Source organism: Caballeronia sp., assembly GCF_028292365.1.
Taxonomy (GTDB): domain Bacteria; phylum Pseudomonadota; class Gammaproteobacteria; order Burkholderiales; family Burkholderiaceae; genus Caballeronia.
On sequence record NZ_JAQGMM010000078.1, the window covers coordinates 1 to 11,184 of the forward strand.

Genomic DNA, 11,184 nt, shown 5'->3' on the forward strand with positions numbered 1-11,184 from the left:
AAACCCGCGGCGTTATCGGTGAAAACACTCAAGCCAGCTTGAGCGCATGCGTTCGGGTCTCCCGCGCGCGCCAATGCTGCGATCGCTGCATAGCTGACATAACCGGCAAAGCGGCCGGCATCGTCGAGCACGGCGAACCACGAGACCCCGTGCGCGAGCATGGCGGACACAACGCTGCGCAGGTCATCGCCTGCACGTGCTGCTGCAGCAAGCGGCATTGCAAGCGATGCATCCAGCCGGTCGTCCGCGTTCACGCCCGCGGCGTCCAGACACGCAGCGCTGAGATAACCGCGCGGTGTGCCGTTGGCATCGACGACGACAACCTCACCGCCGGGATGCGAGCCCAGCGCCGTGCGTATGGTGCGGTGCGTTTCTCCAACGCGCGCCACTGCTCTCGAGCTCATTAACGCATCGCTTGCGCATAGCAACCGCAAGCGCTTCAACGCGCGATCCGAGCCGACGAAATTCGCAATGAACGCGCTTGCCGGCCGTGCCAGTAATTCTTCCGGCGGTCCATATTGCTCGAGCTTGCCATCGCGGAAGATCGCGATTTTATCGGCCATCTTCACGGCTTCATCAATATCGTGGCTCACGAACACCACGGTCTTGTTCAGGCGCCGCTGGATCTTGCGAAACTCGTCCTGGATCGCCGTGCGATTGATTGGATCGATGGCGCCGAACGGTTCGTCCATCAGCATCACCGGAGGATCGGCGGCGAGTGCGCGCGCAACCCCCACGCGTTGTTGCTGGCCACCCGACAGATCGCGCGGATAACAGCGCATGAAGACAGCCGGATCAAGCGCGACAAGTTCGAGCAACTCCTCCACGCGCTTGCGCGTGCGGGCCTTATCCCAACCGAGCATCTGGGGCACGAGCGCGATGTTGCCCTCCACCGTCATGTTGGGGAACAGGCCGACCTGCTGGATCACATAGCCAATGCGGCGACGCAACTCGACCACGTCGAAGCTCGCGGTATCTTCTCCGCCGATCAGGATCTTGCCCGACGTGGGTTGCACCAGCCGGTTGATCATCTTAAGCGTAGTGGTCTTGCCGCACCCCGAGGGTCCGAGCAGCACGCATAACTCCCCTTCGCCGATATCCATCGTCAGGTCGTCGACCACCGCTTGCGACTGGCGCGACTCGAAGCGCTTGGTAAGGTTCTGGAGCTTGATCATCGGCTCTCCGCAATAGTGATGGGGTCGACCGCGCGGACATCGGCTGAGACAGCGCGACGGCCCAGTGCCAGCAGGGGCAGGCGTGGCGTGCGCAGGCCGGTGGGCGTGAGGCGGCGTTGCAGGCATGCCAGTCCGAAATCCGCCACGATCGCAAGCGCTCCCACGATCACCGCGCCCGCTATCAGTTGTCGCGGGTCCGACTGCGAGATCCCGCGGCTGATCAGCTTGCCGAGCCCGCCCGCGCCAATATAGGTGGCGATCGCCGCGATGCCGATGTTGATGACCACCGCCATCCTGATGCCGGCCATGATGATGGGCACGGCAATGGGCAGTTCGACGCGAAAGAGCCGTTGCTTCGTGGTCATGCCCATGCCGCGTGCCGCTTCTCGCATGGCCGGGTCGAGATTACGGATCGCCGTGTAAGTGTTGCGCACGATCGGCAACTGCGAATAGAGAAACAGCGCGATCACAGCCGGCAGGAAACCGATGCCTTGCCCGATCAGCGACAGGACCGGGATCAACAAGCCGAACAGCGCGACCGATGGCACCGTCATGAGGATGGCGGCCACGTAGAGCACCACACGCGCCACGCGCTCGTTGAGACTGATGGCGATGCCAAGCGGCACGCCAGTGAGGATGGCGAAACCGACGCCCACCGCGACGATCTGCAGATGCTCGACGAGCATGTGCAAGATCGAAGGACCATTTGTCCAGATGAAAGCGAGCGTTTCCAAGCGTCCTCCAGAAGAGTGGCGCAGCCGATGATGCCTATTGCACCGCGGGACTAGGGTTTGTCGGTATAAGGGGGCGTGTCAGATCACCTCGCCGCCAGTGAACTGTAGCGGCTCAAAATGCCCGGCAGCACCACGTTTTCGACATCAACTGTCACCGAGGCGACGCCCCCGGGTTTTCGCTTGGGGCCGGAGTTGGTTTTGAATTTGGATTTGCTGACGCTTTTAAGGCGATTCGCTTGGTGACGGGGCATGGCCTCGCTCGCGCTTCAAAGCCCCCTGCGTGGTGAATATCGAGGCGCCGTCTGGTGTCAACGTGGAGATCGAGCCGGTATTGCCTCGCAGTGACGCACAGGGGAAAAGGTGTTTCGAGTCGGCAGCTTGCGGCGCCACGCCACTTTATCCACAGATCTTTCAGCAAAAACCGGGGATAACGATTGTTGAATGCGGATGCTGGCGCGGTCGACTTGGTCAGCGCGGTCCTGCCGCCCAGATCGCGCACGGCGTGACGACATCAAAGTCGCGGCACCCAAGTAAATAATCTCGTGGATCAAGGGAATGGGCAGCAATCGAGGCACGCTGCGCGCGCTTGGGTGGCTACGCCGTGGCCGGATTTGAACGCTGCCACCACGTGGGTGGCCCAGTCTCGTTCTGCTACTGACGGCGAGAACGCGTCGTTAATGACAGAGAGCCTCTCTACTCGAGCGGTATCTTGGCAAGCGTCACGATGCGACGTTTCGCGAACCGGGTGGTGACAAATTCTGGCGTTTCCGCTTGCCTTTTCGATTCGTGGAGGGACGTTAGTCGCGAAGGGAGATTCGACGTTTACAGCCGCAAAAAAAACGCGCGCACGATCGTTTCATGCGCGCGTGTACTTAACGCTAAGTCAACTTAGAAGCGGTGGCGCATGCCCACCGCGACGACCGTCTGATTGGCGGTCGAAGACGGCGACAACGTGTTGATCGACGCAACGTTCGCACCGAAGTTGCCGAGTTCACCGGATGCGTGCTGATACACACCTTCAAGGTACACGTCAGTACGCTTGCTCAGCGAGTAGTCGCCTTGCAGCGACGCTGTTTGCCACTTCGGATCGCCCGAACCGTTCGAACCCGATACCTTGCCGTCGGTGAAGGTGTATGCAGCAGTGAGGCTTAGGGCCGGCGTCAGCGCATAACGGCCGTTCACTTCGTAGTTGTCCATATGCAGGTTCGTGCCGGCCACGCCTGCCAGCGTCGTGCCGCCGACATTCACGCCGGTGATGCCATCCAGTTGCGTATGCGTATACACGAGGCCGACATTAGCGGGGCCGTAAGCGTAGTTGATGCCGGCGCCGTAGGTGCGTTGCTGTTGCGCGGCGATTTCTGCTGTGCCGTCGCCTTGTGATACGGCGCCACCCACGTTGTTGCTACCTGAGTTGTTCAGTTGCAAGTAAGCGGCTGCGACGCTCAGCGGGCCATTGCCATACGAAGCACCTGCGCTCCATGCACGATTGTTCGAGAACTGGCCGGCGGCGTTGCTGAAGCCGTAGAGGCCGCCGAACTTCACGCCGCCGTAGTTCGCGCTCTGGTACTTCACTGCGTTCTTGACCGAGAACGAATTGTCGAGGTTGTCGTTATCGAACGGGTGAGCGGCAAGGTTGTTGCCATAGCCTGCGCCGGCTTCCGACAGCGGCGCCAAATAGTCGACCACCGAGTCGTATTGACGGCCGAGCGTCACCGTACCGTACTGGTTGCTTTGCAGACCGACGAACGCCTGACGATTGAAGATCGTATTGTTTTCGCTGAAATTGCCGTTGTTCAGATTGAAGCCGCTTTCCAACGTGAAGATTGCGTGCAGGCCGCTGCCCAGATCTTCACTGCCGCGCAAGCCGAAGTACGTGTTCGATACCGAGCCGCTGCCTTGTTGCCAGTTGCTGTGGCCGCCCTGGTTGTTTGCAAACACAAGGCCGGCGTCTAGCGTGCCGTAAAGGGTGACGCTGCTTTGTGCGTGAGCGGTGATGGCGAACACGCTCATGAGGGTCGCTGCGATGAGGGTTTTCTTCATGATTTGTAAAGCTCCGAAACATTGCGAGAGAATCGTATTCAAGTAATCGCCGATGATCTAATCGGCGATCCGCTGCGCAGTGTATTCCCGCAGATGATTTCTTTAGCCGCGTTTCACGCAATAGTATTTTCTAAAGCCGCAATGGCGAAAGCTTAAGCAGATAAGTGCAAGTAGATTAAGGAAAAACACCTTTCACATTGGACGCGTAAAGTTGGTGTCAAGCGCTACTTGTTGTGCATATGCGACGTGACCGTAAAAGGATTTTCTCGCAGTGCTTCGTAAGAGTTTTGCCGATCAACATGCGGCGAAAAGGTTTCACGTCATTTAGGCAATTGACTCTTCCGCTGACTGCTATTGTCATGCACAGGCTTAACTTTTAGACTGACTCGCCCTTTGGACAGGGGTGGTCTTTTTCATCTTTTTTAGCGCGGCTTACGGGTCGCGTTTTTTTATATCAATTCCCGCTTATGCAAACCTAACTGGCAGAAGCGGCTAGGTTGAAAGTTGCGGAGTGGCAAGGACATGAAGTCGAACGTCTGGCCGACCCGATCCACCGCCCGACATAGATAAACCTATTTGCCACGGATATTCGAGTACGTCTCGTCAACCCTCCACGACCGTCCCGCAGGTGTTGCGAAACGGTTCCAGCGCTTGACGAACTCGGGCGTAAACGCTGCACCCAACGCAAGATCGTCGTGTGAGCAAGCGACAATCCTCGCTCAGCCATCATCTCGACGAGATCGCGCAGGCTGAGCTTGTAGCGCAGATACCAGCGCACACAAAGAATGATCACGTCACGGTCAAAGTGACGGCCGGCGAACAGCCCGTCCAGACCCTTCAGCTTGCTCATCGCGGGCCCTCAAATCGGTCAGGCCGATACCCTAGCCGATTCATTGATCGCTATTTTGCACCAAAGCCACTTTGGGCCGGGATGAACACGCGGCGCATTTGCGCAGCCAGCGCGGACACGAAGCGGAGCGAGACGCAGCGGCAGCAGCCCGAGGAAGCATGCCGGCGGGCGCACGGGTGCTGGCTAAGTCACGACGTGGGCGAGTCCCAACATCGCTCCCCCGGCAACGAGCCATATTGGATTCACGCGTGTCCGGTAAGCAGCCGCGGCCGTGATCACCGTCAATGCAATGCGTCCGGTATTCACGTCAGTTTCCCGGCGAATACCTAGACGGTGCAAACGAACAGGTTAACTCATCAGGCCGGACCAGACGAGTGCGGGAACTAGCTTGAGCGACTGTGTGTAGATGACGGTCGCGACCGCATTGGAAGCGTCATGCAAGCCGTTGGTCGTCGATTAACTTTGCCATGCCCGCTCATCGCTTAAGACCAGCCCTTCGTTAACGCCAGGGACGAACGTCTGCTACCAGCTTCAACGAATGAGGACTTCCCGACCCTTCTGGGTCATTCGGGCTCTTGCGCCGCGTTGCTCCTGTCTCACTGCGCCGGGGGCCGCGGGAAGCGTGGACTATGCATGGCCGGATATATTTGCGCTGTGCGAAAATATATTCGCTAGGTGAAATCACCTATTGGCGACCCATCTGGAGCCTCGTTAAAGTTTCGCCTACCGAAATAGTACGCGCTAGACGAAATTATCCAACTGAAACATCGCTACACCGCATCTTCAAAGGTCGCCATGCAAATCGGAAAACCCAGTCAGCTACGCACGTCGATTTCGACCGCAACGCCTGACAGCATCACTGTCCGTAACCGGGATCTCTGCAAGGAGTTGATAGGCCACGTGAGCCTGACCGACTTCTTTTGTCTGCTCCTGACGGGCCAGCCGCCCACGGACGTCCAGCGCCTGTTCCTCGACGCATCCCTGGTGTCGATTTCGGAACACGGGCTTGTGCCGTCCATACAAGCCGCCCGCATGACATTCGCGGCAGCCCCCGAGGCCTTGCAGGGCGCGGTGGCTGCCGGCCTGCTGGGATGCGGGTCGGTCGTCCTCGGCAGTTCCGAAGAGGCGGGCAAGCTCTTCGCCGGGTTGCTCGCGAAAACGCCGCAAGAGGGCACGCTCGAACAGGTGGTTGAGCGTGAAATCTCGGCACTGCGGGCGCGGCGCGCGCCGCTACCCGGCTTTGGGCATCCGCTGCACCAGCAGGAAGATCCGCGCGCCACGCGCTTGCTCGCCATGGCGGACGAACACGGCACCGCGGGTGCGAACGTGCGGGTGCTGCGCGAGATCGCTGCCAGGGTGCCAAAAATCTATGGCCGGGCACTGCCGATCAACGTGTCGGGCGCGATTCCAGCCGTGCTGCTCGACGTCGGTTTTCCTCTCAAGGCCTTGAAAGGCGTGCCGCTCGTCGCGCGGAGCGTGAGCCTCGTCGCGCATCTGCTGGAGGAGAGCATGGAGCCAATCGGCTTCGCGCTGGCTCATGCCGGCGAAAGCGTGATCGAGTACGTCGGCTGAACAAGCACTCCCGGAACACAACGCGGCGGTTGCCGCACATGGAGCAATCGAAGTGATCAAGGTATTGCAGAACATTCGTGTCATCGAACAAGGCACATTCATTACCGGGCCGGCCACGGGGATGCTGCTCGGCGATCTCGGCGCCGACGTCATCAAGGTCGAGCAGCCCGGTTCGGGCGACCCTTTCCGGGCCTTTCGCGGCGGCCTTTACAGTCCGCACTTCCAGACCTACAACCGCAACAAGCGCAGCGTCACGCTCAATACGAAGGATGCTGGCGACCTCGCCACTTTCGACGAGCTCATCCGTACTGCCGACGTGTACATCCAGAATTTCCGTCCCGGCGCGGCGGCGCGCCTGAACGTGGACGAAGCGCGTCTTCGCGCAATCAACCCTCGCCTGATCTACTGCTCGATCAGCGGCTTCGGCCAGTCGGGGCCGTCAGCGGGACGTCCTGCGTACGATACGGTCGCGCAAGCCGCGAGCGGATTCCTCGGCCTGCTGGTCAATCCGGAGAACCCACGCGTGGTCGGACCGGCAATCGCCGATTCGATCACGGGCTTCTACGCCGCCTACGGCATTCTCGGGGCGTTGCAGGAGCGCGCGCGCACGGGAACGGGCCTGAGCGTGGAGGTGTCGATGCTCGAGGCCATGACGCATTTCAACATGGACGCATTCACGCACTACTATTCGGCGAACGAGGTCATGGGACCCTACAGCAGGCCGATGGTCTCGCAGTCATATGTCATGAAATGCCGGGACGGCAAATGGCTCGCGCTGCATATGTCGTCGCCGGATAAATTCTGGCAGGGGTTGGCCTCGGTGATCGGCATCCCGGGCTTGCTGGAAGACCCGCGTTTCTCGACGCGCGAGGGCCGCATCGACAACCAGGATGCGATGATCGACGTTCTAACGGGAGTATTCGTCGAGCGTGAGCGCGACGAATGGTGCCGCCTCCTGCTCGCGCAGGATGTGCCGCACGCGCCCATGTACGACGCCAGCGAAGCGCTGGAAGACCCGCAGGCGAAGCACCTGGAATTACTGGTAAGCGCGCGCCACGCGACGATGGGCGAGTACAAGACCGTGCGCAGCCCGGTTAGCTATAACGGCGAGCGCTCGCTTGCGATCGTGCCGCCGCCGGTACTCGGCGAACATAACGAAGAAATCCTCGGGCCTCTGCGCGCGTGAGACATCGCCGCGCTCGCCAGAGATGGGACTGGAATTCATTGCCGGGCGGCGCGAGAACAACAATCAGGAGACTGTCATGGCGTTGAGCGTGGAAAAAGCCGGCATCAGCCAGCTTTCGCAGGACCTGGAGAAAGCAACGTACGACAAGGTGTTCTGGCGCTGCGTGCCGCTGTTCTTTCTTTGCTACATGGTGTCGTACCTCGACCGGGTCAACATCGGTTTCGCGAAGCTGCAGATGCTCGGCGACCTGCATCTCAGCGACAACGTGTACGCGTTGGGCGCGAGCATGCTGTTCTGGGGCTACGTCCTGTTCGAAATGCCGAGCAACATCGTGCTGCACCGCGTGGGAGCGCGTCGCTGGATCGCCCGTATCATGGTGACGTGGGGCCTCGTCTCGATCCTGCTGATGTACATCGGGCCGCTGGGGCAGTTCTTCCATACCGGTTCGGCGACCATGTTCTACGTGCTGCGTTTTCTGCTGGGCGTGTGCGAAGCGGGCTTCTTTCCTGGCGTGGTTCTCTATCTGAACAGCTGGTTCCCGTCGCACAAGCAGAACCGCGTCATGGCAGGCTTCATGGTGGCGCTGCCGCTGAGCTTGTGCATCGGCGGACCGGTCTCGGGCTGGGTGCTGCAGAACATGCACGAGACGCTCGGCTTTCGCGGCTGGCAGTGGATGCTGATCGTTGAAGGTCTGCCCGCCATCATCCTTGGGGTGGTGGTGCTGCTCACGCTGACGGAAACTATCGACGATGCCAGCTGGCTCACGCCCGAAGAGAAGTCACTGTTGAAGCGCAACATCTCGTCGGAGAACGTGACGAAGACCCACGACTTTCGCGCCGCATTGAAAAACCGGGGCGTATGGCTCCTGTGCGGCATCCTGCTCACCATGAACACCGGTTTCTATGGCTTGTCGTTCTGGCTGCCGTCCATCATCAGCGCCGCGGGGCTCAAGGACGCTTTTCATATCGGCTTGCTTGCCGCCGTGCCGTATGTCGCCGCCAGCATCGTGATGGTCGCAAACGCCATGCATTCGAACCGCACCGGGGAGCGGCGACTGCATGCCGCCATTCCAGCGCTGCTGGCCGGTATCGCATTGATTCTCAGCGCAATGTTCACGCACCAGCTCTCGGTGTCGATCCTGCTCATTTCGATCGCCGCATCCGGGATCATAAGCATCATGCCGATCTTCTGGACCTTCGCCGGCCGCCTGCTGTCGGGCGCAGCGGCAGCGGCGGGCCTTGCGATGATCAACTCCATCGGCAGCTTGTCCGGCATCACCGGCGCAATGATCACCAACATGGCGAAGAACGTGACCGGCGACGTCAACAGCGGCACCTACGTGCTGGGCGGATGCCTGCTGGTGTGCTGCTGCCTGATTCTTTCGATTCCCCGCGCAATGGCGTCCACCGGACGACCGGATTGAGCCAGGTTTAATGGCGTGCGCCGGGGCAACCGGCGTAAACGAATTTAAAGTCGTTGTTAATTATTTAGTAATCCTATAAATCGATTCGCATTTCATAGCTAAAAGAAAAACCTCCAGGAGACCGATAATGAAAAGTTCCATCAAGGCGGCATTGCTGTCGTCGGCTACCATCGCATGCTCGCTGGTCAGCATGGGCACCGCATACGCGCAAAGCAATGTGACGCTGTACGGATTGATCGACGAAAGCCTCAACTACGTGAGCAACGAAGGCGGCCACAGCGCTTTCACGCAAACGTCCGGCAACGTGCAGGGCAGCCGCTGGGGCATCAAGGGCACGGAAGACCTGGGCGGCGGCTACCAGGCCATCTTTACGTTGGAAAACGGCTTCGCGCTGAACAACGGGGCACTAGGCCAGGGCGGCCTCGAGTTCGGACGCCAGGCCTTCGTCGGACTCACGACGCCCGCCGGCACGATCACGTTGGGACGGCAATACGACTTCCTGATCTATCTGTATTCGATGACCAACTTGTTCAACGCCGGTACGTACGGTTTCCATTTGGGAGACTACGACCGCCTCGGAGGGGAACGGCTCAATAACGTCATTGCATACCAGAGCCCGACGTTCGACGGATTGAAGGTGGGAGTGCTCTACGCGCCGGGCGGCCAGCCCGGCCATCTGGCGGCAGGCAGCGCGCAAAGTTACGGCATCTCGTACAGCAGCGACAATCTGAATCTCGCCGCCGCGTACACGAGCGTGAACAATACGACCATCACGCCGGCCACGACGATCGGCGTTCCGGACCTGTTCGGCACGCCGCAAAGCGGAACGGTTGCGCTCAACCGGATTTCGACTTTCGCGGCGGGAGGCAGCTACAAGTTTGGTCCCGCGTTGCTGCATGGCGTGTATTCGCTCACCGACATGAAGAGCGGTAATTCAACCGCCGTGCTGAGCACCTGGGAGGGCGGCGTGACCTATTGGCTGACGCCCGCGGTATCGGTGCTCGGCGGCTACGCTTACTCGAAGCTGAATGAAGCCCGCTGGGGGCAATACATGGTCTCGGCTGACTATTTCCTCTCGAAACGAACTGACCTCTACGCCTTGCTCAACTATGAGCACGTGCATGGCGGCGACGTTCAGGCCACGCTGTTCACGGCAACGCCTTCGAGCGGCGACAACCAGACCATCATCAGCCTGGGCATCCGGCACCGGTTCTGACGCATCTCTGCCAGGGTTTTGCTGTCGAACTGTTTTTCGCAGGGCGAAAAACAGTATAGTTGAGCCCTGTCGATGACCGCCTACCTTCCTTCATGACTCAAACGCCGTCTGAACGCATTGATGAGACTCACCGGGACTTCGTAGCCGCGCTTGCGCGCGGCCTCTCGGTGATCCAGGCCTTTACCGAAAATCAGCCGGAAATGACGTTGAGCGAGGTCGCCCAGGCCGCGCAGATGAACGTCGCCACTGCCCGGCGCGCGCTGCTCACCTTGCACTCGCTCGGGTATGTGGGAATGCAGGGCAAGCGTTTCCTGCTGTTGCCGAAAGTGTTGTCGCTTGGGGTGGCGTATCTGCGCTCGATGAACTTCAAGGACCTGGTCAACCCGTACCTGCAGGAAGTCGCGGACGAGTATCGCGATTCCGTGTCCTTCGCGATCCTCGATGGCGACGACGTGGTCTATCTTGACCATGTACCCAGCAAGCGCAGCATTACGCGACGCGCGTCCGTGGGATATCGGCTACCCGCCTTCTGCACGTCGCTCGGGCGGATCCTGCTCGCCAATCAGCCGCTCGAAGAACAGCAGCGCCTCTTGACCCGCGCGCCTTTTCCGCAATATACGGCCAAGACCCTGGTCCAGCGCGACGACCTCGCCCGCGAATTCGCGAAGGCGCTGACCAACGGCTTTGCCACCCAGCAGGACGAGATCGAAATGGGCGTCGTATCGATCGCGGTGCCGGTCTGCGATCCTCAGGGCAACGTGATCGCTGCGATTAACTGCTCCTCCGAGACAGACCGCACCACGACCGACGACTTGATTGCCACGCGCCTGCCGATCTTGAGGGAGGCTCGCGCGCATATCGAATGGGCCATTCGCCGGGCGCCTGCTCTCGTCCATTCGATCCGCTCGTCCTAGTGCGCGACGTCGCTCCATTGACAACCAGGTCGTTAAATAAGGCTGCCGGCAGAACTTGTCGAAGAGTTGTTTAA

The 11,184-nt window shown here is 60.1% G+C and carries 9 protein-coding genes and 1 pseudogene; 5 read left to right on the forward strand and 5 right to left on the reverse strand.

All coding sequences use genetic code 11. From position 1 onward, the window contains the following. The 5 genes and pseudogenes from JWR14_RS04515 to JWR14_RS04535 form a co-directional block, all read right to left on the reverse strand. Window positions 1-1,175, reverse strand: a 1,175-nt coding sequence (locus tag JWR14_RS04515; RefSeq protein WP_299702052.1) for an ABC transporter ATP-binding protein, incomplete at its 3' end; no start/stop codon positions are given. Next, window positions 1,172-1,909, reverse strand: a complete 738-nt coding sequence (locus JWR14_RS04520; RefSeq protein WP_299702055.1) for an ABC transporter permease — start codon at window positions 1,907-1,909, stop codon at window positions 1,172-1,174. The genes JWR14_RS04515 and JWR14_RS04520, both read right to left, overlap by 4 nt. Window positions 1,910-2,797: 888 nt before the next feature. Next, window positions 2,798-3,949, reverse strand: coding sequence for a porin (locus JWR14_RS04525; protein WP_299702058.1), 1,152 nt, complete (start codon window positions 3,947-3,949; stop codon window positions 2,798-2,800). A gap of 575 nt (window positions 3,950-4,524) precedes the next feature. Continuing rightward, a pseudogene (locus JWR14_RS04530) lies at window positions 4,525-4,799 on the reverse strand (IS6 family transposase); the annotation flags it as partial. Window positions 4,800-4,982: 183 nt separating this feature from the next. Beyond that, on the reverse strand, window positions 4,983-5,105 hold the full coding sequence (locus tag JWR14_RS04535) for a hypothetical protein (RefSeq protein ID WP_299702061.1): 123 nt from the start codon (window positions 5,103-5,105) through the stop codon (window positions 4,983-4,985). Between the two features lie 489 nt (window positions 5,106-5,594). On the opposite strand from JWR14_RS04535, the gene JWR14_RS04540 reads away from it, so the two are divergent. The 5 genes from JWR14_RS04540 to JWR14_RS04560 all read left to right on the forward strand — a co-directional run bounded on the left by JWR14_RS04540 (window position 5,595) and on the right by JWR14_RS04560 (window position 11,110). Beyond that, window positions 5,595-6,371, forward strand: coding sequence for a citryl-CoA lyase (locus JWR14_RS04540; RefSeq protein WP_299702064.1), 777 nt, complete (start codon window positions 5,595-5,597; stop codon window positions 6,369-6,371). Window positions 6,372-6,423: 52 nt separating this feature from the next. Then, window positions 6,424-7,557, forward strand: coding sequence for a CoA transferase (locus JWR14_RS04545; RefSeq protein ID WP_299702067.1), 1,134 nt, complete (start codon window positions 6,424-6,426; stop codon window positions 7,555-7,557). Between the two features lie 76 nt (window positions 7,558-7,633). After that, entirely contained in the window at window positions 7,634-8,980 is a 1,347-nt protein-coding gene (locus JWR14_RS04550; RefSeq protein ID WP_299702075.1) for an MFS transporter, read from the forward strand. Between the two features lie 127 nt (window positions 8,981-9,107). Next, entirely contained in the window at window positions 9,108-10,196 is a 1,089-nt protein-coding gene (locus JWR14_RS04555; protein WP_299702069.1) for a porin, read from the forward strand. Window positions 10,197-10,288: 92 nt separating this feature from the next. Further along, window positions 10,289-11,110, forward strand: coding sequence for an IclR family transcriptional regulator C-terminal domain-containing protein (locus JWR14_RS04560; protein WP_299702072.1), 822 nt, complete (start codon window positions 10,289-10,291; stop codon window positions 11,108-11,110). Window positions 11,111-11,184: the final 74 nt, after the last annotated feature.

Excerpts from the sequence above, each read along its gene's own strand:
- JWR14_RS04550 (WP_299702075.1), top strand. The coding sequence starts at position 7,634 with ATGGCGTTGAGCGTGGAAAAAGCCGGCATCAGCCAGCTTTCGCAGGAC.
- JWR14_RS04555 (WP_299702069.1), top strand. The coding sequence starts at position 9,108 with ATGAAAAGTTCCATCAAGGCGGCATTGCTGTCGTCGGCTACCATCGCA.
- JWR14_RS04525 (WP_299702058.1), bottom strand. The coding sequence starts at position 3,949 with ATGAAGAAAACCCTCATCGCAGCGACCCTCATGAGCGTGTTCGCCATC.
- JWR14_RS04540 (WP_299702064.1), top strand. The coding sequence starts at position 5,595 with ATGCAAATCGGAAAACCCAGTCAGCTACGCACGTCGATTTCGACCGCA.
- JWR14_RS04560 (WP_299702072.1), top strand. The coding sequence starts at position 10,289 with ATGACTCAAACGCCGTCTGAACGCATTGATGAGACTCACCGGGACTTC.